Genomic DNA, 26,170 nt, shown 5'->3' on the forward strand with positions numbered 1-26,170 from the left:
GGGCGTTCTGCTGTTCGACTACTTGCCGGTGACTGTGCCGGTCAGGGTCGCGTCCACGCCCAGGCCGGTCGGGTAGGTCACGACGTGCAGCTGCACGTGCTTGTCCGGGTCCGGCGGGTTGTGGGCCAGGGTCAGCAGCTTCAGGTCGACATCGGTGGTGCCGGCCGGCACCCGCTGGAAGACCTCGAGGAAGCCGGCCTTCGACAGCGGCCGTGACGGCAGCGGGTCGACACCCATCGACTTCAACCAGGCCGGATCCACGTCCGTGGTGGTCAGCTCGGGCCCGGTCGTCGGGGCCACGATCGCGCCCTCGAAGAAGACGTCGACGTCGACCGCCGCGGACAGCGACACGTGCCAGGTCAGGGTGCCGCCCGCGGCCACGGACGCCGAGGGCGTCAGGGTGACCTTGGGCGCCGGGTCGTCATTGAGGACCTTCACGCCGCCCCGGTAGGAACCCACCACGGTGCCCTTGGCCGCCTTGACGATCGCGCCGATGAGGTAGTCCGGGCTCCAGCCGGTGTTGCCGACCACGGTCGTGGACAGGCTCACCGTGTGCTGGCCGGGGGCCAGCGTCAGCGCCTTCTCCGTCCAGCGCCGGCTGGTCGGGTCGCTCTGGAACACCTTCAGCGCACCGCCGCCGTCGCCGGTCACGGTCACCGGGAACTGGACGTTCTTCGAGCCCGAGTCCCCCTCGGGAACCGACATCTGACCGACGTCGACCCGGGTCAGATGGGCCGGGTCAAGATCCGGCAGGCCGGAACGCCAGCCGTGCGCGTCGAGCAGCCAGGCCTCTCCACTGCCGGTCGACGGCACCAGTTCGAGCTTGGCCACCTGCAACACCGGCGGCACCGGGACGCGCACTTCCTGGGCCCAGTACGAAACCGTGCGCTCCACGCCGGGGATGCCGTTCACCGTGGCCTTGCCGAGCTTGGTCCGGTGGCCGTTGGCGTCCACCGCCGCCACGTCGAAGGACGTGCCGGTCGAGTTCTCCGGGACGATCACCCGCAGCGCCAGGGACTGGTCCCCGACCAGCAACACCGGCTTCGGCGGCTCGATCACCGCCGCCGTTCCGGCCGACGACCAGCGCACGTCCACCGCGGACCGGCCGGCCTCGGTCGGGGCCGGCGTGAGCGCCAACTCGTGCGGCGACTTGAACGAGTTGGCCAGGCAGGCGCTGGCGGCGTTGATCTCGTCGCACAGCTTGCCGCTGCCGGTGATCTTGGTGGTCGGGTCCGGGACCACCACCGGCGTGCGGTTCGCGCCCAGCGCCGCGCTGAGCACCCGAGCCGGGTCGGCCGACGGCGCGCGCACGCCGGAGCCGTCCAGCAGCGGCTGCACGCGCTGGTCGTGGTCGATGAACAGATGCGCGGCCGCGGCCACGTAGGTCGCGCCAACCGCACGCTGCTGGGCGTCGGTCAGGCGGGCCGGCTGCCCGGGGTCGCAGAGCGGATTCGGGTCGCCGCCGGCGAAGTAGTCGTCCTGGGCCGGGGCCACGGCCATGCCCGGCGTCCACTCCGAGTTGAAGAAGTTGTGGTCGGCACCGGCGATGTACAGGGCGCTGTGCAGGGCCTTGCCCCGGCTGACGCCCCGCGTCGAGTCGACGTACTGCTGTCCCTGCAGGTCGGCCACGTCACCGTCGCAGCCGGGCAGGAAGGTCACCGACGGCACGTCCGGAGTGGGGTTCTGACCGAAGATGGTCGGCGCGATGAACACGTCACCGCGGATCGTCCAGCGGACCGGGCCCGAGTAGCCCGTGTCGAACGGCGGCGGGGCCAGGCTGTCCAGGGCCGCCTGGTTGACGCCCTCGCCACCGCGCGAGTGCCCGACCAGCATCACCTTCGACATGTCGGCCACCGGGGCGTCCCGCACGACCTGCGGGGCCGAGACGCGACCCGCGCCGGCCCAGTCCGCCCAGTGCGCCAGGTGCAGCCGGACCAGCGTCGAGCGGGCCTGCGCACCCTGGTCCGTGGTCTCGGCGTCCTGGGCATTGATGCCGTTGACCGAGATGGAGACCGTGTCGTAGCCCTGCGACGCCAACAACTGCTGGGTCTGCAGGTAACCCCGGTAGCTCGGGACCGACAGCGTGCCCGCCGGGCACGGCCAGGTGAAGGGCTGGTTGTTGACGTTGGTCGGGTCGTAGCAGGTCCCGTGCCGGCCGTGCAGGAACAGCACCAGCGGGCGGTTGCCCGGGGCGTTCTTGGGGGCCACGACCACGGCCTGCATCTCGATCAGCTGGGCGTACCCGGGCAGCTTGACCGAGTCGAGCGAGTACTCGCCGGTCACCGTCTGATACTGCCCCGGGGTACCGGGATCCACCGCGCCCGCGGGCTGCGGCGGCGGCAGGGCCGCCGGCGTCCGGTGCGGCCCGAAAGTCTTGTCCGGAGCGTCCAGCCGCTTCCCGCCGGCCCGGACCTCCACCTTGCTGAGGTCGCCCAACTGCTTGCCAGGCAAGGAGAACGTGCGGCTGTCCGCGGACGACCGGGCCCGGCCGACGAGCTTGCCGTCGGACCAGAACTCCACCGCCGCGTCGCCGGTCAGCGGCGTCGGCGACGTCCAGGCGGGCTGCCCGTCCACCAACCGCCAGCCCGTCCCTGCCCCCGACGGCGTCGGGGCGGCCGGCTGGGCCTGGGCGGTCTGGGCCACAGCGATGGCCATGAACAACGCTGCGAACAAGGGTAAGAGCTTGCGCATTCGACCTCGATCCACGGTCGCGGCCCCCGCCCGGCACACGTCTCCCCCAGACGGACCACGGGCCTTTGAAAGTTAACTGTGTACGGTTACCGCACGTGCATATAGACAGTGACTATGAAAGCCGCGAAATGATATGAGAGTCCGTCACATGCGTGCGGCGGACTGCTCAAACGCCCCCAAACGGCTACCCGAACCGCCCCAGAAGAACACAATTCCGGCCAATGTCGGCCGATACCTCGACGATACGCCGGAAATCACCGGTGACGGGGCGTGATGAAGCACACTGCCCTATCGGACAGTCGCCGACCCCGATCAGGCGCACGATTGACCATCGCCACCGGTCACCATTTACTGGCCCGATTGGCCTAGTGCCGAATTGCCGACGGGACTGGCGTCAGCCCATCTGGTGCGCCGCGACCACCCGCAGCACGGCCCGCTCCAGCGCGTAGTCCGCGTCGGCGGCGACACCCTTCACGTCGGCGTTCAGCGCCGCCACGACCTGCATCGCGTCGGCCAGCCCGGCCGGCGTCCAACCACGGGCCTGGCCCTGCGCCCGCTTCACCTTCCACGGCGGCATACCCAGGTCGCCGGCCATCCGGAACGGGTCGCCCCGACCGGCCGAAGCCACCTTGGCCACCGTGCGCACCCCCTCAGCCAGCGCGTCGGCCACCAGCACGTGCGGCACGCCGAGCTGCATGGCCCAGCGCAGCGCCTCCATCGCGCCGGCCCGGTCCCCCACCACGGCCAGGTCCGCCACCGCGAAGCCGGTCACCTCGGCCTTGCCCTGGTGGTAGCGGCGCACCGCCGCCTCGTCCACCTTGCCGTCGTTGTCGGACACCAGCTGCGAGGCGGCCGAGGCCAGCTCCCGCAGATCGTTGCCCACGGTCTCCATCAGCGCGGCCAGCCCGGCCGGATCGATCTTGCCGCCGGCCCGGCGCACCTCGTCGCGCACGAACGCGTCCCGGTCGGCCGGCTTGGTGATCTTCGAGCACTCCACCACCGCGGCGCCGGCCTTCTTCAGCGCGCCCGGCAGGTCCTTGGCCACCTTGGCCCGGCCGCCGCCGGTGTGCAGCACGATCAGCACGATGCCGTCGGCCGGCTCCTTGGCGTAGGACAGGACCGCGTCGGCGATCTCCTTGCCGATCTCCTGCGCGCCCTCCAGCACCACCACCCGGCCCTCAGCGAACAGCGACGGGCTGAGCAACTCGGCCAGCTCGGGCGGGGTGAGGTCAGTCACCCGGACCCGCGTCAGGTCGGCCGACGGATCGGCCTGGCGGGCCGTGGCCAGCGCGGTCCGCACGGCCCGTTCGACCAGCAGTTCCTCATCGCCGAGCACGAGCAGCAGCGGTTCGGGGGCGGCACTCACGCCGTCATCCTTCCACGTCCCCCTGACAGCCCATGCGCTCCCGCATGGTGGGCGGCCAACTGGCGGGGCCACGTTGCGGTGCCGTACCGTGCAAGTCACAACTGAAAACCGCTCATCCAGAGGGGCAGAGGGAACGGCCCGTTGAAGCCCCGGCAACCGGCGACACACATCTTCATGTGTCGATCACGGTGCCAATTCCGACCCACACGTGGGAAAGATGAGGAGACGCCTCCCATGACTTCGACTGTCGACGCCCGCACCACCGCCGCGTTCAACCTCGGGCCCGCGCGCGCCCTGAGCTGCCGCGAGTGCGGACACCAGATCCCGTTGGCCGCGGAATTCGCCTGTAGCGAGTGTTTCGGTCCCCTCGAGGTCGCCTACGAGTTCGGCCAGGTCCGCCGCGAGGACATCGAGGCCGGCCCCAAGTCCATCTGGCGCTACCGCAACCTGCTGCCGGTGCCGACCGACGTGCAGTCCTTCCCCAACACCGAGCCCGGCCTGACCCGCCTGGTCAAGGCCGACCGGCTCGGCGCCGCGCTCGGCGTGCGCAACCTGTGGGTCAAGGACGACACCGGCAACCCCACGCACTCCTTCAAGGACCGCGTCGTCGCCGTGGCTCTGGCCGCCGCCCGGCAGCTCGGCTTCAAGGTGTTGGCCTGCCCCTCCACCGGCAACCTGGCCAACGCCGTCGCCGCCGCGGCCGCCCGCGCCGGCTGGGAGTCGGTCGTGCTGATCCCGTCCTCCCTGGAGCAGGCCAAGATCCTCACCACCGCCGTCTACGACGGCGCGCTGATCGCCGTCGACGGCAACTACGACGACGTGAATCGGCTGGCCACCCAGCTCGCCGCCGAGCACGAGGACTGGGCGTTCGTGAACGTCAACGTCCGGCCGTACTACGCCGAGGGCTCCAAGACGCTGGCCTACGAGGTCGCCGAGCAGCTCGGCTGGCGGCTGCCTGGCCAGATCGTGGTGCCGGTCGCCTCCGGCTCGCAGCTGACCAAGGTGGACAAGGGTTTCCGCGAGCTCGGCGAGCTGGGCCTGGTGGACGCCACCCCGTACCGGGTGTTCGGCGCCCAGGCCACCGGCTGCTCCCCGGTCTCCGCCGCCTACAAGTCCGGCACCGACGTCGTGTCGCCGGTTCGCCCCGACACCATCGCCCGGTCGCTGGCCATCGGCGCCCCCGCCGACGGGCCGTACGTGCTGGACACCGTGCGCCGCACCGGCGGCGCCGTCGAGGACGTCACCGACGAGGAGGTCGTCGAGGGCATCCGGCTGCTGGCCCGGACCGAGGGCATCTTCGCCGAGACCGCCGGCGGCGTGACCGTGGCGACCGCCAAGAAGCTCATCGAGACCGGTCAGCTCGACCCCGACGCCGACACCGTGCTGCTGATCACCGGCGACGGCCTCAAGACGCTCGACGCCGTGTCCGACCGGATCGGGCCCAAGGCCGTCGTGCCGCCCAACGCCGCCGCCGTCACCGAGGCCCTCGGCCTCTAGGTCACCAGCACTATCGGGGCGTCTCCACACCGTCGAACGCCGGCACGGGCCTCCGCGCCGGCGCTCCACCACGCCGGCACGTCCGCGTCCCGCATCAGTGAGCCCGTCGGCAGCCTCGCGCTGTTGGAGACGATCACCCGGCCCTGCGCGTTCACGAGCGCCGCTCGCGAGCCCAGGTGACGCAGCCTCGGCTGCAACACCCGCTCGAACTCCCGGACGAACACGTCCGCCCCCACCACTCCCGCGAACGCGCCGCCGCGCTGCACCGGCACCGTGAACGTCAGCGTGTACTCATCCGTGCAGAGGTAGTCCACGTACGGTCCGTTCACGTGCCGGCGGCCGGTGTCCCGGGCCACCGTGAACCAGCTTTGCCTTGTGTAGTCCAGGAAGTTGGCGCTGCCCGGCTCCAGGCTGATGAACAGCTGCTCCGGCTGTTCGTTCTCGGACGCCGTCCACCACTCGAACCCGTACTCCTGGTCGGCCAGCACGTGCGGCGCCGCCACATAGCCCGCGCCGATCACCAGGCCGCCCAGCGCGTCGATCACCTGCGGCCGCACCTGGTCCAGGTCCTCGGCCCGCACCTGCTCCACCTCGTCCAGCAGCGACTCCACCGCCACCAGCACCGGCTTCAACCGGTCGAAGACGTCCTCGACGATCGCCGAGACGTGCGCCACGACCTCGTCCTCGCGTTTCATGCCCACCTCGGATGTCCGGGTCGGGAAAGCTTAGGGGTCCAGCAGCTCCAGGTGCATGTCCACCAGCCGGTCCACCGCCTGGAGGATGTGTTCCTCCGTCAACTTCCGGGCCAGCTCCCCGTCCTGGTGCGCGATCGCCTCCGTGATCGCCCGATGCTCCTCGTGCGCGTTCGCGCTGGGCGGCAACCACAACAGGCCGCCCCGCTCCCCCTGCAACTGGATCTCCTGGTGCGTCAACCTCGGCGACTGCGCCGCCGCCGCGACCTCCAGATGGAACTGCCGCTCCGCCCTCGCCGCCGCCAACTCCCGCCCCCGCCGCCCCGCCTGGTCCTCAGGGCCCTCCCTCACCAGCCGCCCCTCCGCCGGCGCAGTGGCCTTCCGGAGGTCTTCCGTCGCCAGCCGCAGCCGCTCCACGTCCTCCGGCGAGCTCCGCTCCGCGGCCAACCTCGCCGCCGCCCCGGCCACCGCCAGGTAGTGGTCCCCGATGTCCCTCAGCTCGCTCAGCGACACCTCGCGCAGCCGCTGCCGCCACGATGCCGGTGATCCGTCGCTCGGCGTGATGACGAAACTTCCGCCACCACGCCCCCGTCTCGTCTCCACCAACTCCTGCTGTCTCAGCGCCACCAGCGCTTCCCGGACCGTCACCGTCGCGACCCCGAACTGCCCGGCCAGCTCCGCCTCGCTCGGCAGCTGCTCCCCGTCCGCCAGCAGCCCCATCGAGATAGCGTCCACCAGCCGCGCCGTCACCGCCTCGGCCCGTCCGAGGTCGCCCAGCGGCGCGAACACGTGCGACCTCGCCTGACCCATCGCCTGCCCTCATCCTTCTCGGCACCGACCCCGGCACACACCCTCGGACCCGCCGTCACCGGCCCCGCCGGCCGCCCTCGTCGTCAATCCTGCCTCAGACTCTTGCCATATGACATATGGCCTCATATGTTTACCGGCATCCCGCTCCTCCGCCACCCGGGACCGCAGGGAGTCGCGATGCGACAGCTGCACCACTTCATCGACGGAACCCACGTCGACTCCGCCTCCGAACCACGCACGGACATCATGGATCCGGCGACGGGCCAGCCCTACTGCACGGCACCGGTGGCCGGGGCGGCGGACGTCGACGGTGCGCTGCACGCAGCGAAGGCGGCCTTCGAGGCGTGGCGCGACACGACACCGGCCCAGCGCCAGCTGGCCTTGCTGAAGATCGCTGACGCAGTGGAGAGCCGGGCCGACGAGTTGGTCCGCGTCGAGTGCGAGAACACGGGAAAACCGTTGGCGCTCACGGCATCCGAGGAACTTCCGGTGGTCGTGGACCAGCTCCGCTTCTTCGCCGGCGCGGCCCGGGTGCTCGAAGGCAAGTCGGCCGGCGAGTACCTGGCCGGTCACACCTCGTTCGTGCGGCGCGAGCCGGTCGGGGTGTGCGCGCAGGTCACGCCGTGGAACTACCCGCTGATGATGGCGGTCTGGAAGATCGCGCCGGCGCTGGCCGCCGGCAACACCGTGGTGCTCAAGCCGTCCGACACCACGCCGGCCTCGACGCTGTTGCTGGCCGAGATCGCCGCCGAGTTCCTGCCGCCGGGCGTGTTCAACGTCGTCTGCGGCGATCGGGACACCGGCCGGGCGCTGGTCAGCCACGAGATCCCGGCGATGGTGTCGATCACCGGCTCGGTCCGCGCCGGCACCGAGGTCGCCGGCGCGGCCGCCGTGGACGTCAAACGTGTGCACCTGGAACTGGGCGGCAAGGCCCCGGTCGTGGTGTTCGCCGACGCCGACATCGAGGCCGCCGCCGAGACGATCGCGATGGCCGGCTACTTCAACGCCGGCCAGGACTGCACCGCCGCGACCCGAGTGCTGGTCGCCGCCGAGGCGCACGACGACTTCGTCGCCGCCCTCACCGCCCGCGCGCTGGCGACCAGGACCGGCGGCCCCGACGACACCTCCGCCGACTACGGTCCGCTCAACAGCGCCGCCCAACTCGACCGCGTCGCCGGCTTCATCGACCGCCTCCCCGCGCACGCGACCGTCCACAGTGGCGGCCAGCGCGTCGGCGACAAGGGCTACTTCTACGGCGCCACCGTGGTTTCCGGCGTTCGACAGCAGGACGAGATCAGCCAGCACGAGGTGTTCGGGCCCGTGATCACCGTGCAGCGCTTCGCCGACGAGGCCGAGGCGCTGACCGCCGCCAACGGCGTGCCGTACGGGCTGGCGTCCTCGGTGTGGACCACCGACCACCAGCGGGCGATGCGGATGGCCGGCCGCCTCGACTTCGGCTGCGTGTGGATCAACACGCACATCCCGCTCGTCGCCGAGATGCCCCACGGCGGCTTCAAGAAATCCGGCTACGGCAAGGACCTCTCGCTGTACGGGCTGGAGGACTACACCCGCGTCAAGCACGTGATGAGCGCCCTGTAGGACAGCGCCCTTCAGGACATCGGCCCTGCAGAGATTCCGGAGGCCCGCGATGCCCCACCAAGCCCCCGACGTCGCGCTCGGCGGCCGGCCGCCCGCGGCCGCCGACGTGCCCGCGGTCCGGCTGCGCGGCCTGCGCAAGAGCTTCGGCCCGATCACCGCGGTCGACGGCGTCGACCTCGACATCCGACCGGGTGAATTCTTCTCCATGCTCGGGCCGTCCGGCTCGGGCAAGACGACCGTGCTGCGCATGATCGCCGGCTTCGAGCAGCCCACCGCCGGCGCCATCGAACTCGGCGGCCGGGACGTGAGCCGGCTGGCGCCGTTCGACCGGGACGTGAACACCGTTTTCCAGGACTACGCGCTGTTCCCGCACATGAGCGTGCGTCGCAACGTCGAGTACGGACTCAAGGTCAAGCGCGTGCCCCGGGCCGAGCGGAAGCGTCGGGCCGCCGATGCGCTGCGGTCCGTACGCCTGGAGGACTTCGGCCGCCGCCGACCGTCCCAGTTGTCCGGTGGGCAGCGCCAACGCGTCGCCCTGGCCCGAGCCCTGGTCAACCGGCCCAAGGTGCTGTTGCTCGACGAGCCGCTGGGCGCGCTCGACCTGAAACTCCGACACGCGATGCAGAGCGAACTCAAGCAACTACAGCGAGATGTCGACATCACCTTCGTGTTCGTCACCCACGACCAGGACGAGGCGCTGACCATGAGCGACCGGATCGCGGTGTTCAACGCCGGCCGGATCGAGCAGGTCGGCACCCCGCAGGAGGTCTACGAGCGGCCCTCGACCGCGTTCGTCGCCGGCTTCGTCGGCACCTCCAACCTGCTCGGGGGACGCGCGGCGGAAACGGTGATCGGCATGACCGGGCTGTTCAGCATCCGCCCCGAGAAGATCCGCATCGACGGCGACCTGGCCCGACCGGCCGGTCCCGGCGAGACCAGCGCGACCGGCACCGTCACCGACGTGGTGTACGCCGGCGCGACCATGCGCTTCGAGGTGACCCTGGACGCCGGCGGGCAGCTGTCCGTGGTGCGGCAGAACACCGACGGCGTGCCGGGCTTCAGCAACGGCCGGGTCCGGCTGACCTGGCGGCACGAGCACAACTTCCCGGTCACCGGCACCGAATGAAAGGTCGATCATGAAGAACACGGCGCTGCTGGCCGGACTGCTCGCGGCGGGCCTCGCGCTCACCGCCTGCGGCACCACCAGCGGCAACTCGACGGCCACCGGCGGCACCCAGGGCTTCACCCCGCCGGCCCTGGCCGCCCTCGGCAAGCTCGGCCCGGGCGAGGGGCAGCTGTCCGTGCTGGCCTGGCCCGGCTACGCGGAGAACGGCTCCAACGACCCCAAGGTCAACTGGGTGACCCCGTTCGAGCAGCAGACCGGCTGCAAGGTCAACGTCAAGCCGTTCGGCACCTCCGACGAGGCCATCAGCCTGATGAAGACCGGCCAGTACGACGTCGTCTCCGCCTCCGGCGACGCCTCCCTGCGGCTGATCGCCTCCGGCGACGTGGAGCCGGTGAACACCTCGCTCGTGCCCAACTACAACGACGTGTTCGGCTTCCTGAAGAACCAGTCCTGGAACAGCGTCAACGGCGTCGCCTACGGCATCCCGCACGGCTGGGGCGCCAACCTGCTCACCTGGCGCACCGACAAGGTCACCCCGGCCCCCACCTCCTGGTCGGTGATGTTCGACCCGAACTCCAAGTACAAGGGCAAGATCACCGCCTACGACTCACCGATCTACATCGCCGACGCTGCCCTGTACCTCAAGGCGCACCAGCCCGACCTGGGCATCAAGAACCCCTACGCGCTGGACAGCACCCAGTTCCAGGCCGCCGTCGACCTGCTCAAGAAGCAGCGGCCCCTGGTCAGCGAGTACTGGTCGGACTACCTCAAGGAGAGCCAGTCCCTGACCAGCGGCGACACCGTCATGGGCACCGCCTGGCAGGTGACCGTCAACGTGACAAAGGGCGGTGGTGTGCCGCTGGAGTCGACGGTGCCGTCCGAGGGCGCGACCGGCTGGTCGGACACCTGGATGGTGGCGGCCAAGTCGCAGCACAAGAACTGCGCCTACATGTGGCTGAACTACATCGTCAGCCCCAAGGTCAACGCCCAGGTCGCCGAGTACTTCGGCGAGGCCCCGGCCAACTCCAAGGCGTGCGCGCAGACCGCCGACCCCAAGCACTGCGACACTTACCACGCCGGCGACGCCGGGTACGCGTCGAAGATCGCCTACTGGACCACGCCGATCTCCCAGTGCCTGGACGGCCGCGCCGACGTCAAGTGCGAGGACTACGGCGCGTGGACCCAGGCCTGGACCGAGATCAAGGGCTGACCCGTGACCGCCGCGATCACGAACCCGCCGCCGCGTCGCTCGTCCGGGGCGTCACCAGACCGCACGCCGTCGCGGACGTCACGGCGCCGCCGGTTGTCGGCCTACCTGCACCGCACACCGGGACTGCGGCTGGGCATCCTGCTGTCTGCGCCGCTGGCCTGGCTCGGTGTGGCCTACCTGGGCGCGCTGGCGGCGCTGTTCGTGACCGCGTTCTGGACCACCGACGTGTTCACCGGACAGGTGGTGGTGAGCTGGTCGCTGGACAACTTCGCCACCCTGTTCCGGGACGCGGTGTACCGCACCATCACCATCCGCACGGTCGGCGTGGCGGTGCTGGTCACCGTGATCGACGCCGTGATCGCCTTCCCGATGGCGTTCGCCATGGCCAAGCTCGCCTCCCGGCGCGCCCAGCGGCTGCTGGTGATCGCCGTGATGACTCCGCTGTGGGCCAGCTACCTGGTCAAGGCCTACGCCTGGCGGTCCATGCTGTCCGGCAACGGCGTGCTGCACTGGCTGCTGGCCCCGGTCGGCCTGGACGGCCCGGGCTACGGCCTGCCGGCCACCGTGATCACGCTGTCGTACCTGTGGCTGCCCTACATGATCCTGCCCATCTACGCCGGCCTGGACCGGCTGCCCGACTCCCTGGTCGACGCCTCCGGTGACCTCGGCGCCCGCTCGGTGCGGACGTTCTTCTCCGTCGTGCTGCCGCTGGCCATGCCGGCGGTCATCGCCGGCTCGATCTTCACCTTCTCCCTGTCGCTGGGCGACTACATCGCCGTCAAGATCGTCGGCGGCACCAGCCAACTGCTCGGCAACGTCGTCTACGACAACATCGGCGCCGCCAACAACCTGCCGTTCGCCGCCACGGTCGCCCTCGTGCCCGTGGTGATCATGCTCGTCTACCTGGCCGCCGTACGCCGAACCGGCGCCCTCGACACTCTTTAGCTTGGGGGGAATCCCCCCACCCCGACCCCGATTTCTGTAGCTGCAAGGGTTTTCAGCACGACACATCGTTCCGGACACACCTCAGGAGGCGCGGTCGTGACCTTCTCCCGGACCACACGGCGGGTGCTGCTGGCCGCGCTCGTGCTCGGCCTCGCGGTGATCTACTTCCCGCTGCTCGTCGTGTTCCTCAACTCCTTCAACGACGATCCGACGTTCGGCTGGCCGCCGGCCGGCTTCACGCTGGAGTGGTGGAGCCGGGCCGCCGCCAACGAGGGCGCACTGGCCGCGCTGCGCACCAGCGTCGTGGCCGGCCTCTCGGCCACCGCCATCGCGCTGGTGCTCGGCACCATGGCGGCGTTCGCCCTGCAGCGCTACCGGTTCATCGGCCGCAACCCCGTCTCGCTGCTCGTCGTGCTGCCGATCGCACTGCCCGGCATCGTCACCGGCATCGCGCTGAACAACGCGTTCCGCACCATCCTCGGCGTCAACCTGGGCTTGTTCACGGCGATCGTCGCGCACGCCACGTTCTGCATCGTGGTGGTGTTCAACAACGTCGTGGCCCGGCTGCGCCGCATGGGCAACAACCTGGAGGAGGCGTCGATGGACCTCGGCGCCGACGGCATCACCACCTTCCGGCTCGTCACGTTCCCGATGCTGCGCTCGGCCCTGCTGGCCGGCGGACTCCTCGCCTTCGCCCTCTCCTTCGACGAGATCATCGTCACCACGTTCACCCTCGGCGCGGGCATGGAGACCGTGCCGATCTGGATCTACGACAACCTCTTCCGGCCCAACCAGGCCCCGATCGTGAACGTCGTCGCCGCCGTCCTGATCCTGGCCTCGACCGTGCCGGTCTACCTGGCCCAGCGGCTGTCCGGCGACAGCGCCTCCGGTGGGCGGCTCTAGAAACCGCGTGCCGACCAAGGCGTCCCGGTGCGATCATCGGTTCATGACCGCTACCCGAAAGGCCGATGCCGCGTAGGCCACCGGCGCAGGTGCGCGCCCATGCTCCCTTCCGTAATCCCGTGTCGAGCTTCTCGGCCGTTCCCGGGTTGTCCACCCGTGGCCGCTGGGCCATCGCCCGGCTGGAACGCACCCGCCGGTCGCCCGGCGAGGTGTCGCGAATGCTCCGCCATTGGGCGGACTTCGTCCGTGCGCCGACCCATCGGATCTGGGACCACGACCATCCCGGTTGCGGCTTCGAGCCATGCTGCCCGGACTACCGCACCCTGCGGGATCAGCTCGACCTCGTGCTCACCGCCCTCCCTTCTCGCGATGCCAAGCGTTTGCGGCGACGCATCGCCCTAGTGGACGACTCGTGGTGACCCACGCCGGGCGATCAGCGGGCCGTCCCGGCTCGCGACGACAGCCACGTCCCCGTCCTCATCAGTGCGCAACACCGTCGCCCCTTCCCGTTTCAAGGCGTCGACGATCATCGGACTGGGATGCCCGAACGGGTTGCCGGCCCCGACACTGACCATCGCCACCCGCGGATGCACCCGTTCCAGGAAGCGCGGCAGCGAGTAGCGGCTGCCGTGATGTGGCACCTTCAGCACATCGGCGGACAGATCCTCGTTGTCGGCCAACAGATTGGCCTGCCCCTCCAGTTCGACGTCGCCGGTGAGCAGAATCCGGCCGGCCGACGTGTCGGCGCGCAGCACCAGCGACGCGTCGTTCACCGGCGTGCCGTCGGCGTTCGGTCCGAGATGACTCGGCGCCGTCCTCGGCGCGATCACGGTCATGCTCACTCCCGGCAACTCGAACCGTTGTCCCGCAACAATGTCCACTACCTTCACGCCGGCGTTCGCGGCCTGCCGCCGCACCTGGTCCCACGCCCACGCCGGCTCGTGCAGCGGTCCGACACCGACCGCGCCGACCGGGTAGTCGCTGAGCACCGACGACAAGCCGCCGACATGGTCCGCGTGCAAATGACTGAGCACCACCAGCGGAATGCTGACCACGCTGAGCCGGCGCAGACAGCCCACGATGGAGGTGAGGTCCGGGCCCGTGTCGATCACCACCACGCGGCCCGGCTCGGACGTCGCCACCACATGCGCGTCGCCCTGCCCCACATCGCAGCTCACCATCGCCCACCCTGTCGGCGGCCAACCGGATCCAGCGAGCCGGGCCGGCATCAACACCACCACCGCGACCACCACAACCACCGCCACCACAACTCTCAGCCGCCGCGACCGCAACACGGCCCAGCCGACAAGCAACACTGCGGTCAACAACGCCGAACCCAGCAGCCCACTCGGCCACCGCAGCGTCGCCAGCGGCATTGAGGACGTGAAGCGGGCGACGTGGATGAGCCACCACGCCTCCGGGCTCGTCACCCGGACCAGCAACTCCCCCAAGCCCTGATTGACCGGCGTCGCCACGGTCGCCAGCACGCCGATCACCGTGGCCGGCGCGACCACCGGCTCGGCGAGCAGGTTGGCAAACACCGCGACCACGCTGACTTCGCCGGACAGGCCAGCGACGACCGGTGCGGTGACCAGGTGGGCGGCCAACGGCGCCGCCACCGCCTCGGCGATGCCGGGCGGCACGCCCTTGTCCCGCAACCAAGTCGCCCACCGGGGCGCGACCAGCACCAGTGCCCCGGTGGCCAGCACCGACAGCGCGAACCCGGCGTTCAGACCGAGCGCCGGGTCGATCGGCACCAGCACCACCACCGACCAGGCCAGCGCCGGCAGCAGCGATCTCTCACGGCCCAGCACCAGGGCCAGCAGCGCCAGGCCGCCCATCACAGCCGCTCGCAGCACGCTCGGCTCCGGACCGGCGAGGATGACAAACCCGATCACCGCCAAGCCGGCGCCGACACCCGCGACCCGCGGTCCCATGCCCAGCAACCGGATCGTGAACAGCACCGCGCCAGCCACGATCGCCAGATTGGCACCGCTGACCGCGAGCAGGTGGGTCATGCCGGCGACCTTGAACTCGTCGGAGACCCGCGGCGACAGCTTCGCCGTGTCGCCCACGACAAGTCCTGGCACCAGGCCCGCTTGCTCTTCCGGCAGCACCGCCGACGCTCGTCGCAGTCCTCCGCGCAGCGCTGCCGCGGCTTGTTGCCACACCGGGGCCGGCGTCACCTCGGCTGGCGATCCCCTGGCCTGCACGACCGCGACCGTCAGGTCACCGCCCCGGGGAGAAGCCGCTCGCCCGGTGACGGTGAGCCATTGCCCCGGCAGCAGATCGGCCCAATCCTTGGCCTGGGCCAGCACGACCACGTCACCCGCCGGGACGAGCACCCGGTCGGCTCCGCCCTGTCGGCCGCCGAATCCTTGTGTGCGAAGGGGTTTCGGCCGTTCCGACACCTCAACCCGCAGCTTGACAATCGCGCCCCGCTCGGCCTCGTGCCGCAGCGGATGCGTGGCCGAGGCATGGATCACCGTCGCGATCCAACACGTGGCCAGCGAGCCGAGAGCGATCACGAGCACCGCCTGGGGCCGCCAGCGCAGCGAGCGGAAGGCGACCACCAAGGACGTTGCCACGGCCAGCACGCCGACCAGCCAGCTGAACTGCCAGCCCCAGGCCAGGCCCACCGTCGCGACCGCCCACACCACCAGGGCGACCGGAACCATCCGCGTGTCAGTCATCTGGCGGCCCCGCCTCCTTGCCTGCGGGGAGGCGCATGCGCATGAACGGCGGCGACCTGAGGTACCGGACCACTTCGATCACCGCGGCCACGCCCGCGACGACCAGAGCCCACCAGAACTGTTGCCCGCAAACGAGAACGACCGGCAAGGCCGCCACCGCCAGCCGTGGCCGGCACGCCTTCGCGAACCGGGCCGCGCGCCCCACCCGACTCCGCTCGGCCTCATCCGACCAAACCCGAGCATTGGTCATGTCGGCATCCGGGGGAACCGAGCGCGGGGTGGTGGTCATGTCTGCACCAAGTCCTTGAGGCGGTTGAATCTGGTGGGGCCGATGCCGTCGACCTCGCGGAGCTGGTCGACGGACTGGAAACGGCCGTTCTTGGCACGCCACTGGAGAATGTGTTGCGCCATGGTGGGACCGACACCGGGCAGGGCCTCGAGCTCCGCCTGGGTGGCGGTGTTGAGATTGACCTTCCCGGCCGGCTGCTGCGGCCCGGGAGCCGACTGGGGTTGAGGCACGCCGACGGCGATCTGCTCGCCGTCGGACAGCTTGCGGGCCAGGTTGAGCTGGGTGAGGTCGGCGTCGGGCAACGGGCCGCCGGCGGCCTGCAGGGCGTCCGCGACACGAGCGCCGTCGGGCACCGTGACCAGGCCGGGCCGGGCTACCTTGCCGACCACACTGACAACGAGCGGCCCGGCTCTGCCCGCCCCCGCACTGTGCGCGGCGGTTGGGGTGGCGGGGGCGGGCAGGGCGGGTGGCTGCTCCAGCACAGGCCGGCTCAACCACATGCCCAGGGCAGCGGCCAGCGCGGCGAGGATCGCCACACCGGCAAGGGCGAGCACCACCGTTCGGGGTCGGCGGACTCGGGCGCCTCCGGGCAGCCAGCGCTCGACCGACGGACCGGCCCGGTCCTCGGACTGGTCCTGCGGTTCGGGCACGGCGCCGCCGAGCACTTCGGCCAGGCGCTTGCGCACCTGTTCCGCGTGGTTGGAGGCGCCTGGGCGCAGTCGATCGAGCACGCCGCCGACGCTAGGGCGCGGGGGTCGGCCGAGGGGCACGTGAAGATCGGGATGTGGACAACTCGGGGCCTGTGGACAACTGCCCGGAAACGATCTTTGCATGGGCCGAGCGGAGTGGGCCAGGGGGACAATGGTGGGTTGGGCTCGGAGACGAGGGTCCTCGCATCAGGAGTGCGGAAACCCGTCACGACACGGAGAATCCGGCCAGGCCAGCGGAAAACCCGGTGCCGAGCCGGACAAACGAGATCACCGGCCGCGACGGCAGGAGTGCCACGTCACGGAGACGAAGCGCAGCGGCGGTATCAGCGAACCGGAAGTGGGTCAGGCCGGCGGGGTCAGGCCACCCGGGACGACCACCACGCCCAGCACGCCCGGGCCGGTGTGGGCGCCGATCACCGCGCCCACCTCGGAGATCAGGCAGCCGGGCGAGTTCGGGAGCCGGGACTCGAGCTTGGCCGCCAGTTCGGCGGCTCGTTCGGGGGCGGCGAGGTGGTGCACGGCCAGTTCGACGGGCCCCCGCCCGGCGGCGTTGGCGGCCAAGTCGACAAGGCGGGCGATGGCCCGGCTGGTGGTGCGGACCTTCTCCAGCGGCACGATCCGGCCGTCCTCGACGTGCAGCAGGGGCTTGACCGACAGCGCGGTGCCCAGCAGGGCGGCGGTGGTACCGATCCGGCCGCCGCGTCGAAGATGCTCCAGGGTCTCCACGGAGAAGAACGTCCGGGCCCGAGCGGCTACCCGAGTGGCGGCGCGCTCAACCTCAACGGCGGAGGCCCCAGCGGCAGCGGCGTCGGCAGCGGCCAGTGCGGCGAAGCCGAGACCCATGGCGGTGGACCGCGAGTCGACGATCCGCACCCGGTCCGGCCCGACCTCCTCGGCCGCCATCCACGCCGCGTTCCACGTGCCGGACAACTCCCCCGACAGGTGCACGGCGACAACCGCCTCGGCTCCGTCCTCCAGAGCCTTGCGGTACTCGGCGGCCAGCTCGGCGGGGTTGGCCCGGGACGTGGTGACGGTCCGCCGGTCGCCGAGCGCCCCGGCCAGCTCGACCGGCCCGAAGTCGACGCCGTCCAGCCGTCCGACCCCGTCGACCAGGACATGCAGCGGAATCACCCGCACCGAGCGCCGATCGGCGAAGCCTTCCGGCAGGTACGCGGTGGAGTCGGTGACGACGGCGACGGACACGGCCGCCCAGCCTACGTGCTGATGTGGTCCAGGCGGCGGCGGACCATGTCCGCCAATGCCTGCCCCACGGCGCGGTGCGCGTCGAATCCCCAGTGGATGCCGTCCGGGTTGCCGTGCCCGCCAAGGACGTGATCGCCGATCAAACCGGGCAGGTCGAGCAGCGGAACGTCGTGCCGCACGCCCCACCGCCGCACGGCGGCCTCCCCGGCCGGCCGGCCGGTGTGCACGTAGCCGTACACGGCGGCGCGATGCACCGCCGGCACGAAGCCGACGACGGGCAGCCCCGGCCGCAATGTCCGCACGGCCCGCACGCAGTCGTCCAGGTACCGCTCCGTCAACGAGGCCGGCAGCGCGACCGGCCGACCGCCGAACAGCCGGGAAAGGTGCGGTTGGGCGGCCAGATACGCGGCACGAACCCGTCGCCGCAGCGAGTCCGGCCGCAGGTAGCGCAGCCCTTCCCGCAGGTACGTGGGCAGCGGCGACGGCAAGGTGTCCATGCCGCCCACGGCCAACACCAGCACGTCGGCCTTGGCCAGCCCGGCCCAGAACCGAGGATCCCCCGTCACGGCCCACCACGCGTCCCGTGCGGTCCACCCGAAGCCGGCGATCAGCTCCGAGGCGCCGCCCAGCTCACCGGCGGCCACCGACGGCCACAGCCGCGGATCGTCGGCGGCCAGCGGCCCGACCGGCCCGTGGAAGCAGAGCGAGTCGCCGAGGACGAGCAGGTTCACGCGCCGGCGTTGTACGTGAGCAGCCGCCAGCGGCCGTCGCCGCCTGGACGCCGCGCCAGCACCGCCCAGTGGCAGTTGCTCAGCCCGCCCAGCTGCGGCCAGATCGACACCGGCATGGTCAGCAGCTGCGCGGTCAGCGCGGTGATCAGGCCCCCGTGCGCGCACAGCAGCACGGTGCCGTCCTGCTCCTCGTCCAGCTCGTTGACGAGATCATGGGCGCGCGTGGCCACCTCGACCCGGGACTCCCCGCCGGGAGGCGCCCACGTGGGGTCGGACTGCCAGGTCTTGATGCCGCCCGGGTAGCTGGCGTCCACCTGGGCCGAGGTCAGCCCCTGCCAGTCGCCGATGTCGGTCTCCCGCAGCCTCTTGTCCAGCCGCAGCGGCAGCCCGCTGGCCTCGACCAGGATCTTCGCCGTGTCGGTGGCCCGCCGCAGGTCGGAGGCGACCACCAGGTGCGGCTCGTAGGCCAGCAGCGCGGGCGTCGCGGCCCGCGCCTGCTCCCGGCCCCGCTCGGTGAGCGGGGAATCCAGGTGGCCCTGCCAGTGGCCGCTGGCGTTGTGCTCGGTCTGCCCGTGCCGCCACAGCAGGATTCTGCTCAGGGTCATGAACCGTCCTCACTGGACCCGTCGTCGAACGGGATCTCCGGGCAGTCCTTCCACAGCCGCTCCAGGCCGTAGAAGACACGCTCCTCGGTGTGCTGGACGTGCACGACCACGTCGACGAAGTCGAGCAGCACCCAGCGGCCCTCGCGGGCGCCCTCGCGGCGGACCGGCTTGGTGCCGGCCTCCCGCATCTTCTCCTCGACGGCGTCCACGATCGCGCCGACCTGACGCTCGTTGGGCGCCGACGCGATCACGAAGCAGTCCGTGATCACGAGCTGGTTCGACACGTCCAGCACCTTGATGTCGTGCGCCTTCTTGTCGGCGGCCGCTGCCGCGGCCACCAGCGCCAGCCGTCGTGCCTCGTCGGTGGCTGCCACGTCACTCCCTGCGTTCTTCAACTACGGATGAGTGCAAAGGGTACCGTCCCCGGCCGCGCGAAAAACCCGTTGACCTGGGTGCGGCCGTCGCGATCAGATATCGGCACACGGCCGCAGTGGGTGGCCCAACCGAAGGGAGGTGTGCGAATGCTCGGGAAGTCTCTCGGCGCGCTCGCGCTTCGTCCCGTCGGGCGTACGCGATAGCGCGCCAGGACTGACGAGTACGGGTCCCCCGGTCCAGGCGCCGGATCGGGGGATTCCCGTCAGCTCGGCCCAGATCCATCAGCACTGGTAGAGGCCGCGCTTGGAGATGTACTGCACCACCCCGTCCGGCACCAGGTACCAGACCGGCAGGCCGGCGCAGACCCGGTCCCGGCAGGCGGTGGACGAGATCGCCATCGCCGGCACCTCGATCAGGCTCACCGAGCCCGCGGGCAGGTGGTGGCCGTCCAGCCGGAATCCCGGCCGGGTGACGCCGATGAAGTGGGCCCGGGTGAACAGCTCGTCGACCCGCTTCCAGGACACGATCTGCGACAGCGCGTCCGCGCCGGTGATGAAGAACAGGTCGTCGTCGGGGAACCGGTCGGCCAGGTCGGTGAGCGTGTCGGCGGTGTAGGTGGGGCCGCCGCGGTCGATGTCCACGCGGCTGACCGAGAACCGGGGATTGGACGCCGTCGCGATCACGGTCATCAGGTAGCGGTCCTCGGCGGCGGCCACGTCGCGGCCGCTCTTCTGCCAGGGCTGCCCGGTCGGCACGAAGATGACTTCGTCCAGCTCGAACTTGGCCTGGACCTCGCTGGCCGCCACGAGGTGGCCGTGGTGGATCGGGTCGAAGGTGCCGCCCATGACCCCGATCCGGCGCTTGTCGGTCATAACGGCCCAGCGTAGGCAGCCATCACCAGAACGGCCTGTGCGAGCGCCGAAGTGTGAGGAACCGCTAGTCGGTGAACCCAGCGGCGGGGCGCCCGCCGGCAGCAGGCGCCCCGAACCGCTCAGTCCAGCGGCGCGACCACTTTCTCGGTGCCGACCTCGCGCACCAGGATCGCCTCCATCGGGCACGACTCGGCGGCGGTGACCACCTCGTCGTCGGCGTCGACCTCGTCGGCGACCGGTGTCCCGTAGCCGCCGTCGAGCTTGAAGTACTTCGGCGAGGTGCCGGCGCACACGCCGGAGCCGATGCACGTGCCCGAGTCGATCGAAATCTGCCAGCGGCCGTCTTCCGTCACGCTGTCCTCCTCAGCCAGTCCAGGAACGCGTCAATCTTCTCTCACCAGGCGACCGGCAGCGCCTGGAGGCCACGGATGAGCCGTCCCTGCTTGAACGGCACCTCCTCGACCGGCACGGCGAACCGCAGGCCGGGCAGCCTGCGCAGCACGGTGCCGACGGCGACCTGCAGCTCCAGCCGGGCCAGCTGCGCGCCGAGGCAGTGGTGCACGCCGTGGCCGAACGCGATGTGCGGGTTGTTCTCCCGGTGGAAGTCGATCTCGTCGGGGTGGTCGAACACCGTGCCGTCGCGGTTGGCCGCCGCATTCTGTGTCATCACGGCCTCGCCCGCCTTGACCAGCGTGCCGCTGAGCATGACGTCCTCGGTGGCGATCCGCGGGAAGCCGGCGGCGGTGCCCAGCGGCGTCACCCGCAGCAGCTCCTCGATCGCCGGCTCCAGCAGGTCGGGGTCTTCTTGCAGCTCGCGCAGCAGGCGCGGCTTGCTGAGCAGCGTGTACAGGAAGTTGCCGGTCTGGTTGGCAGTCGTCTCGTGCCCGGCGACCAGCAGCGTGACGCCGAACTGAACCAGCTCGTCCTCGGACAGCCGGTCCTCCTCGTCGCGGGCGTGCACCAGCACACCGAGCAGGTCGTCGCTCGGCTGTTCACGACGCTTGGCCACCAGGCTCGCCAGGTAGTCCCGCAGCCCGTCGCGGCCCTGCTGGATCTCCTCCACGGTGAAGGCGGTGAGCGACAGTGCCGCGTCCGACCAGGCACGGAACTGGTCCCGGTCCTCGTAGGGCACGCCGAGCAGCTCGCAGATCATGGTGATCGGCAGCGGCAGCGCGAGGCCCTCGACCAGGTCGGCCGGCGGCCCCTGCTGCTCGATCCTGTCCAGCAGGCCGTCCACGACCTCCTGGGCGCGCGGGCGCAGCATCTCGATGCGCCGCATGGTGAACGCCTTCGCGACCAGCTTGCGCAGCCGGCTGTGGTCCGGCGGGTCCATGGTCAGCAGGTTGGTGTCGGTCTGCATCAGGGGGAAGGTCCGGGGCACATCGGCGTTGAGCGTGGCCGCGCGGCTGAACCGCGGGTCGCCCATCACAGTCTTGATGTCCTCGTAGCTGGTGGCCATCCAGGCCTCGCCGCCGTACGGCATGCTCACCCGGCCGAGCTGGCCGGCGTCACGTAGCCGGCCGTACTCGGGATCGAGGTCGAGGCCCTTGGCCTCGCTGAACGGGTATGGGCACGCGCCGCGGTCGACAGTCGTCATGTCAGGCTCCCCATGGCCGAACTGAGATGTAAGCTTCCGCTTACATCTCTGACGATAAGCACCCGGCTACCGCGCGTCAACCAACGGGATCGGTGTCGACTCGTTCGAGCAGCACGGCCACGGCCTTGAGCATCAGCCGCGTCACCGCCTCCGGATCGGCGCTGACCAGCGGCTCCTTGCGCACGACCGAGCGCAGCGTGCCCAGCCCGACCAACCAGGCCAGCACCAGGTCCACCCGCAGGTCCGCGTCCCCGGCCTCGGTCAGCGAGCCCAGGGCCCGGACATAGTCCTGGCTGAGCTCCTTGCGGATGGCGTCGGCAGCGCTGTCGTGGCCGCTGGAGCGCAGCGCCGCCAGCCACACGCTCTCCTGCGCCTCGGCGCGGTCCGGGCTGAGCATCCTGGCCAGGGTCTTGGCCAGCACCTGTTCGGCCGGCGACTCAGTGACCAGCACCCGGCTCTCGGTGGCCAGCACGACGTGGAACAGGTCTTCCTTGCTGCCGTAGTAGCGGAACAGCAGCGCCTGGTTCACGCCCGCGCGGTCGGCGATGTCGCGCACCGTCGTCCGCTCGTAGCCACGTTCGGTGAACAGCTCCTGGGCCGCTCGCAGCAAGGCCGCCTTGGTGGCCGACGCGTCACGTCTGCGGTGTTCGGGCGCTTCTGAAGTCACGCCCGTGAACGTACCGGCGGTGTCAGGAGGAGGGACGGACGTGACCGTCGCCCCACACCACCCACTTCGTCGAGGTCAGCTCGGCCAGTCCCATCGGGCCGCGGGCGTGCAGCTTCTGGGTGGAGATGCCGATCTCCGCGCCCAGGCCCAGCTCGCCGCCGTCGGTGAAGGAGGTCGCGGCGTTGACCATGACGGCCGCCGCGTCCACCCGGGCCACGAAGTCCCGAGCCGCGCGGACGTCGTCGGAGACGATCGCCTCGGTGTGGCCGCTGCCGTGCTCGCCGATGTGCTCGACGGCCTCGTCCAGCGAGTCGACAACCCGCATCGCGATGTCCAGGGACAGATATTCGGTGTCCCAGTCGGCGTCGACGGCCGGCTCCACGTCGGCCAACTCGGCGGCGCGCTTGTCGCCGTGCACGGTGACGCCGTGCTCCTTGAGCCGGCGCACAGCCTCCGGCACGAACCGCTCGGCGACGTCCTGGTGCACCAGAACCGTCTCGGCGGCGTTGCACACGCTGGGCCGGCGGGTCTTGGAGTTGATCAGAATCCGGTGCGCCATCTCGAGATCGGCGCCGCGGTCCACGTAGACATGGCAGTTGCCGACGCCAGTCTCGATCGTCGGCACGGTCGCCTGCTGCACGACTGCGGAGATCAGGCCGGCGCCACCGCGCGGGATCACCAGATCGACCAGGCCGCGCGCGGTGATGAGGTGGTGCACGGAGACGCGGTCGTGACACGGCAGCAACTGGACCGCGTCGGCCGGGAAGTCGTTGTCCGCCAACACTTCGCGAAGCACCTTCACCAGCGCGGTGTTGGACTGCTCGGCATTGGAGGAACCGCGGAGCAGCACGGCGTTGCCGGCCTTGAGCGTGAGGCCGGCGGCGTCCACCGTGACGTTGGGGCGGGCCTCGTAGACGATGCCGACGACACCGAGCGGCACCTGCACCTGGCGCAGCTCCAGGCCGTTGGGCAGGGTCGAGCCGCGGCGCACGTCGCCGATCGGGTCCGGCAGGCCGGCGACCGAGCGCAGGCCATCGGCAATGCCGGCGATGCGCTTCTCGTTCAGAGAGAGCCGATCCAGCAGCGCGTCGCCGATGTCGGACTTGCGGCCCGCTTCCAGGTCACGCTCGTTGGCGACCAGGATGTCGGCGGCGTTGGCCTGCAACGCGTCGGCCATCGCCAGCAGCACGGCGTTCTTGCGCTGGGTGTTGGCGGCCGCGAGGCTCTTGGCGGCGACTCGCGCCCGCCTGGCGGCGTCGTGGACCTGGTCCCGCAGCTCGTCGGTCACCTGTAGGATTGTAGAACAATCTCGCTCGACCCGGAATACGGCCGCCGACCTCGGGCGGCGACAACACTTCCAGATTCGTGGTGTAGGCATGTGGTCATGGACGACCACGCCTTGCGCGAGCAGGCAGAGGAACACCTCCGGTCCCTGGCCGGGCCGGCGGCGAGACTCCGCGACGACCAGTGGACGGCGATCAGCGCACTGGTGTCGCAGCGCAGGCGTGCGCTGGTCGTGCAGCGCACGGGGTGGGGCAAGTCGGCGGTGTACTTCATCGCCACGGCGCTGCTGCGCTCCCTCGGCGAGGGGCCGACGGTGATCGTGTCGCCGCTGCTGGCCCTGATGCGCAACCAGGTGGAGGCGGCGGCCCGCGCGGGGGTGCGCGCGGCGACGATCAACTCCGCCAATCTCGGCGAGTGGCAGGAGGTCCAGGACGCCGTCACCGCCGGCGGCGTGGACGTGCTGCTGGTGAGCCCGGAACGGCTGAACAACCCGGACTTCCGTGACAACGTGCTGCCCAGTCTGACCGCGAGCGCCGGCCTGCTCGTGGTGGACGAGGCGCACTGCATCTCCGACTGGGGCCATGACTTCCGGCCCGACTACCGCCGGCTCCGCACGCTGCTGGGTGAGCTGCCGGAAGGCGTGCCGGTGTTGGCGACGACGGCGACCGCGAACGACCGCGTGGTCCGGGACGTCGCCGACCAGTTGGGCATCGGCGGCACCCAGACCCTGGTGCTGCGCGGCCCGCTGGACCGGGAAAGTCTGCACCTGGCCGTGGTCGCGTTGCCGAGTCCAGCGGCCCGACTGGGCTGGCTGGCCGAGAAGCTGACCGAACTCCCCGGCTCCGGCATCATCTACACACTGACGGTGTCGGCGGCCGAGGACGTGGCGTCGTTCCTGCGTGAGCGCGGCTTCGAGGTGGCGGCGTACTCCGGCAAGACCGACCCGGCCGAACGCGAGCGGGCCGAGGCGGACCTGCTGGCCAACCGGGTCAAGGCACTGGTGGCGACCTCGGCGCTGGGCATGGGGTTCGACAAGCCGGACCTGGGTTTTGTGGTGCACCTGGGCGCGCCGCAGTCGCCGATCGCCTACTACCAGCAGATCGGCCGCGCCGGCCGCGGCGTGCAGCGCGCGGAGGTGTTGCTGCTGCCGGGTCGCGAGGACCGGGAGATCTGGCAGTACTTCGCGTCGCTGGCCTTCCCGCCGGAACACGTGGTGCGCCAAGTGCTCGACGCGCTCGGGGGCAGCGACCGTCCACTGTCGACGGCCGCGTTGGAGCCGATGGTGGAGCTGTCCCGCAGCCGGCTCGAAGTGGTGCTCAAGGTGCTGGACGTGGACGGTGCGGTGCACCGGGTGCGCGGCGGCTGGGTGTCGACGGGCGCGCCGTGGCAGTACGACGAGGAGCGCTACGGCCGGCTCGGCGAGGCGCGCCGGGCCGAGCAGCAGGCGATGCTCGACTACCAGGCCACCGACGGCTGCCGGATGGAGTTCCTCTTGCGGCAGCTGGACGATCCGACGGCGGCTCCGTGTGGGCGGTGCGACAACTGCACGGGCCGGCGGTGGAGCGTCGAGGTGTCCGGCTCGTCGGCGACGGCCGCACAGGACCGGCTGAGCCGGCCAGGCGTGGAGATCGCGCCGCGCAAGATGTGGCCGAGCGGCATGTCCGGGCTGGGCGTGCCGCTGTCCGGCAAGATCCCGGCCGGGCAGCAGGCCGAGGAGGGCCGGGCGCTGGGCCGGCTGACCGACATCGGCTGGGGCAACCGCCTGCGCGACCTGCTGGCCGATGCCACGCCCGACCAGCCGGTGCCGGACGACGTCTTCAAGGCCTGCGTGCAGGTGCTCGCGTCGTGGAAGTGGGACCAACGGCCTTCCGGCGTGGTGACCATCGGCTCCCGCCGCCGGCCGAAGCTCGTCGCCAGCCTCGGCGAGCAGCTGGCCTCGATCGGGCGCCTGACCTACCTCGGCGAGATCGAGTCACGCGGCGAGGGCACCCGACGCAGCAACAGCGCCCAACGCCTCGCCGGCCTGTGGCAGGGCCTGCACGCTCCGTCCTGGATCGCCGACAGCGACAACGCCTTCACCGGTCCCGTGCTGCTCGTCGACGATCTCGTGGACAGCGGCTGGACCATGACCCTCGCCGCCCGTCTGCTCCGCGAAGGAGGTGCCCCCGCAGTCCTCCCCTTCGCCCTCGCGGTCACGAACTAGCAGGCCTCTCACGGACAGAACTCAGTCGCCCCACGGCTGCTCGCACGCCGACTCGACCGTGCCGAATGGACTGCGCGGCCCGCGGGTGTAACGCGAGGGACC

General features: G+C 70.9%; 24 protein-coding genes and 1 riboswitch. Of the genes, 8 read left to right on the forward strand and 16 right to left on the reverse strand.

What is annotated here, in order from left to right:
* Positions 1-18: 18 nt before the first annotated feature.
* Both JJ691_RS28960 and holA read right to left on the reverse strand, forming a co-directional pair.
* Positions 19-2,691 carry an alpha/beta hydrolase family protein gene (locus JJ691_RS28960; protein ID WP_211762776.1) on the reverse strand — a complete coding sequence of 891 codons (2,673 nt, stop codon included), beginning with the start codon at positions 2,689-2,691 and terminating at the stop codon, positions 19-21.
* 394 nt (positions 2,692-3,085) lie between these two features.
* Positions 3,086-4,057: a DNA polymerase III subunit delta gene (gene holA / locus JJ691_RS28965; protein ID WP_211762777.1), complete on the reverse strand. Its 972-nt coding sequence runs from the start codon at positions 4,055-4,057 to the stop codon at positions 3,086-3,088.
* 109 nt (positions 4,058-4,166) lie between these two features.
* Positions 4,167-4,281, forward strand: a riboswitch (SAM riboswitch).
* Positions 4,282-4,291: 10 nt separating this feature from the next.
* On the opposite strand from holA, the gene thrC reads away from it, so the two are divergent.
* The gene (thrC, locus tag JJ691_RS28970) at positions 4,292-5,554 is read left to right on the forward strand and encodes a threonine synthase (RefSeq protein ID WP_211762778.1); all 1,263 of its coding nucleotides are present in this window, start codon (positions 4,292-4,294) and stop codon (positions 5,552-5,554) included.
* Here thrC and JJ691_RS28975 read toward each other — a convergent pair.
* Together JJ691_RS28975 and JJ691_RS28980 are read right to left on the reverse strand one after the other, a co-directional pair.
* A complete protein-coding gene (locus JJ691_RS28975) occupies positions 5,551-6,249 on the reverse strand; it encodes a cache domain-containing protein (RefSeq protein ID WP_211762779.1) in 699 nt (232 codons plus the stop codon). The two genes, thrC and JJ691_RS28975, sit on opposite strands and share 4 nt — an antisense overlap.
* A 30-nt stretch (positions 6,250-6,279) precedes the next feature.
* Positions 6,280-7,056 (reverse strand): FadR/GntR family transcriptional regulator, encoded by a 777-nt coding sequence (locus JJ691_RS28980; protein ID WP_211762780.1) that lies wholly within the window; start codon positions 7,054-7,056, stop codon positions 6,280-6,282.
* 177 nt (positions 7,057-7,233) lie between these two features.
* Here JJ691_RS28980 and JJ691_RS28985 point away from each other — a divergent pair, with 177 nt between their 5' ends.
* The 6 genes from JJ691_RS28985 (at position 7,234) to JJ691_RS29010 (ending at position 13,258) form a co-directional block, all read left to right on the forward strand.
* Entirely contained in the window at positions 7,234-8,655 is a 1,422-nt protein-coding gene (locus tag JJ691_RS28985; RefSeq protein ID WP_211762781.1) for a gamma-aminobutyraldehyde dehydrogenase, read from the forward strand.
* A 49-nt stretch (positions 8,656-8,704) separates the two neighbouring features.
* The gene (locus JJ691_RS28990; RefSeq protein ID WP_211762782.1) at positions 8,705-9,781 is read left to right on the forward strand and encodes an ABC transporter ATP-binding protein; all 1,077 of its coding nucleotides are present in this window, start codon (positions 8,705-8,707) and stop codon (positions 9,779-9,781) included.
* Positions 9,782-9,791: 10 nt separating this feature from the next.
* Positions 9,792-10,991, forward strand: coding sequence for an ABC transporter substrate-binding protein (locus JJ691_RS28995; RefSeq protein ID WP_211762783.1), 1,200 nt, complete (start codon positions 9,792-9,794; stop codon positions 10,989-10,991).
* A gap of 93 nt (positions 10,992-11,084) precedes the next feature.
* A complete protein-coding gene (locus JJ691_RS29000; protein WP_211771783.1) occupies positions 11,085-11,936 on the forward strand; it encodes an ABC transporter permease in 852 nt (283 codons plus the stop codon).
* Between the two features lie 96 nt (positions 11,937-12,032).
* Entirely contained in the window at positions 12,033-12,839 is an 807-nt protein-coding gene (locus JJ691_RS29005; RefSeq protein WP_211762784.1) for an ABC transporter permease, read from the forward strand.
* 119 nt (positions 12,840-12,958) lie between these two features.
* Positions 12,959-13,258, forward strand: coding sequence for a hypothetical protein (locus JJ691_RS29010; protein WP_211762785.1), 300 nt, complete (start codon positions 12,959-12,961; stop codon positions 13,256-13,258).
* Here the strand turns inward: JJ691_RS29010 and JJ691_RS29015 are convergent.
* From JJ691_RS29015 to JJ691_RS29070, 12 genes are all read right to left on the reverse strand, one after another.
* The gene (locus JJ691_RS29015; protein ID WP_211762786.1) at positions 13,238-15,532 is read right to left on the reverse strand and encodes a DNA internalization-related competence protein ComEC/Rec2; all 2,295 of its coding nucleotides are present in this window, start codon (positions 15,530-15,532) and stop codon (positions 13,238-13,240) included. The two genes, JJ691_RS29010 and JJ691_RS29015, sit on opposite strands and share 21 nt — an antisense overlap.
* Positions 15,525-15,821 carry a hypothetical protein gene (locus tag JJ691_RS29020; RefSeq protein ID WP_211762787.1) on the reverse strand — a complete coding sequence of 99 codons (297 nt, stop codon included), beginning with the start codon at positions 15,819-15,821 and terminating at the stop codon, positions 15,525-15,527. Before JJ691_RS29020 ends, JJ691_RS29015 begins: the two co-directional genes overlap by 8 nt.
* Positions 15,818-16,552: a ComEA family DNA-binding protein gene (locus JJ691_RS29025; protein ID WP_249227080.1), complete on the reverse strand. Its 735-nt coding sequence runs from the start codon at positions 16,550-16,552 to the stop codon at positions 15,818-15,820. The genes JJ691_RS29020 and JJ691_RS29025 overlap by 4 nt, the downstream gene beginning before the upstream one ends.
* Before the next feature lie 321 nt (positions 16,553-16,873).
* Positions 16,874-17,734: a DegV family protein gene (locus tag JJ691_RS29030; protein WP_211762788.1), complete on the reverse strand. Its 861-nt coding sequence runs from the start codon at positions 17,732-17,734 to the stop codon at positions 16,874-16,876.
* Between the two features lie 11 nt (positions 17,735-17,745).
* Positions 17,746-18,465 carry a diglucosylglycerate octanoyltransferase gene (gene octT, locus JJ691_RS29035; protein ID WP_211762789.1) on the reverse strand — a complete coding sequence of 240 codons (720 nt, stop codon included), beginning with the start codon at positions 18,463-18,465 and terminating at the stop codon, positions 17,746-17,748.
* The gene (locus JJ691_RS29040; protein ID WP_211762790.1) at positions 18,462-19,070 is read right to left on the reverse strand and encodes a histidine phosphatase family protein; all 609 of its coding nucleotides are present in this window, start codon (positions 19,068-19,070) and stop codon (positions 18,462-18,464) included. The genes octT and JJ691_RS29040 overlap by 4 nt, the downstream gene beginning before the upstream one ends.
* Entirely contained in the window at positions 19,067-19,444 is a 378-nt protein-coding gene (gene rsfS, locus JJ691_RS29045) for a ribosome silencing factor (RefSeq protein WP_184860447.1), read from the reverse strand. Before rsfS ends, JJ691_RS29040 begins: the two co-directional genes overlap by 4 nt.
* 282 nt (positions 19,445-19,726) lie before the next feature.
* Entirely contained in the window at positions 19,727-20,317 is a 591-nt protein-coding gene (gene nadD / locus JJ691_RS29050) for a nicotinate-nucleotide adenylyltransferase (protein ID WP_211762791.1), read from the reverse strand.
* A gap of 119 nt (positions 20,318-20,436) precedes the next feature.
* On the reverse strand, positions 20,437-20,670 hold the full coding sequence (locus tag JJ691_RS29055; protein WP_211762792.1) for a ferredoxin: 234 nt from the start codon (positions 20,668-20,670) through the stop codon (positions 20,437-20,439).
* 41 nt (positions 20,671-20,711) lie between these two features.
* On the reverse strand, positions 20,712-21,914 hold the full coding sequence (locus JJ691_RS29060; RefSeq protein WP_211762793.1) for a cytochrome P450: 1,203 nt from the start codon (positions 21,912-21,914) through the stop codon (positions 20,712-20,714).
* A 76-nt stretch (positions 21,915-21,990) separates the two neighbouring features.
* Positions 21,991-22,581 carry a TetR/AcrR family transcriptional regulator gene (locus JJ691_RS29065; RefSeq protein ID WP_211762794.1) on the reverse strand — a complete coding sequence of 197 codons (591 nt, stop codon included), beginning with the start codon at positions 22,579-22,581 and terminating at the stop codon, positions 21,991-21,993.
* Between the two features lie 22 nt (positions 22,582-22,603).
* Entirely contained in the window at positions 22,604-23,869 is a 1,266-nt protein-coding gene (locus JJ691_RS29070; protein WP_249227081.1) for a glutamate-5-semialdehyde dehydrogenase, read from the reverse strand.
* Between the two features lie 96 nt (positions 23,870-23,965).
* On the opposite strand from JJ691_RS29070, the gene JJ691_RS29075 reads away from it, so the two are divergent.
* Complete coding sequence (locus JJ691_RS29075; RefSeq protein ID WP_211762795.1) at positions 23,966-26,068, forward strand: RecQ family ATP-dependent DNA helicase; 2,103 nt, start codon at positions 23,966-23,968, stop codon at positions 26,066-26,068.
* Positions 26,069-26,170 lie beyond the last annotated feature (102 nt).

Source organism: Kutzneria sp. CA-103260 (genome assembly GCF_018263855.1).
In the GTDB taxonomy this organism is placed as follows: Bacteria; Actinomycetota; Actinomycetes; order Mycobacteriales; family Pseudonocardiaceae; genus Kutzneria.

What these genes read in the sequence shown, in the direction of transcription:
- thrC (WP_211762778.1), top strand. Translation starts at nt 4,292, where the DNA reads ATGACTTCGACTGTCGACGCCCGCACCACCGCCGCGTTCAACCTCGGG.
- JJ691_RS28985 (WP_211762781.1), top strand. Translation starts at nt 7,234, where the DNA reads ATGCGACAGCTGCACCACTTCATCGACGGAACCCACGTCGACTCCGCC.
- JJ691_RS29040 (WP_211762790.1), bottom strand. Translation starts at nt 19,070, where the DNA reads ATGACCCTGAGCAGAATCCTGCTGTGGCGGCACGGGCAGACCGAGCAC.
- JJ691_RS28995 (WP_211762783.1), top strand. Translation starts at nt 9,792, where the DNA reads ATGAAGAACACGGCGCTGCTGGCCGGACTGCTCGCGGCGGGCCTCGCG.
- JJ691_RS28980 (WP_211762780.1), bottom strand. Translation starts at nt 7,056, where the DNA reads ATGGGTCAGGCGAGGTCGCACGTGTTCGCGCCGCTGGGCGACCTCGGA.
- nadD (WP_211762791.1), bottom strand. Translation starts at nt 20,317, where the DNA reads ATGACCGACAAGCGCCGGATCGGGGTCATGGGCGGCACCTTCGACCCG.
- JJ691_RS28975 (WP_211762779.1), bottom strand. Translation starts at nt 6,249, where the DNA reads ATGAAACGCGAGGACGAGGTCGTGGCGCACGTCTCGGCGATCGTCGAG.
- JJ691_RS29060 (WP_211762793.1), bottom strand. Translation starts at nt 21,914, where the DNA reads ATGACGACTGTCGACCGCGGCGCGTGCCCATACCCGTTCAGCGAGGCC.
- JJ691_RS29020 (WP_211762787.1), bottom strand. Translation starts at nt 15,821, where the DNA reads ATGACCACCACCCCGCGCTCGGTTCCCCCGGATGCCGACATGACCAAT.
- JJ691_RS28990 (WP_211762782.1), top strand. Translation starts at nt 8,705, where the DNA reads ATGCCCCACCAAGCCCCCGACGTCGCGCTCGGCGGCCGGCCGCCCGCG.
- JJ691_RS29015 (WP_211762786.1), bottom strand. Translation starts at nt 15,532, where the DNA reads ATGACTGACACGCGGATGGTTCCGGTCGCCCTGGTGGTGTGGGCGGTC.
- JJ691_RS28960 (WP_211762776.1), bottom strand. Translation starts at nt 2,691, where the DNA reads ATGCGCAAGCTCTTACCCTTGTTCGCAGCGTTGTTCATGGCCATCGCT.
- JJ691_RS29075 (WP_211762795.1), top strand. Translation starts at nt 23,966, where the DNA reads ATGGACGACCACGCCTTGCGCGAGCAGGCAGAGGAACACCTCCGGTCC.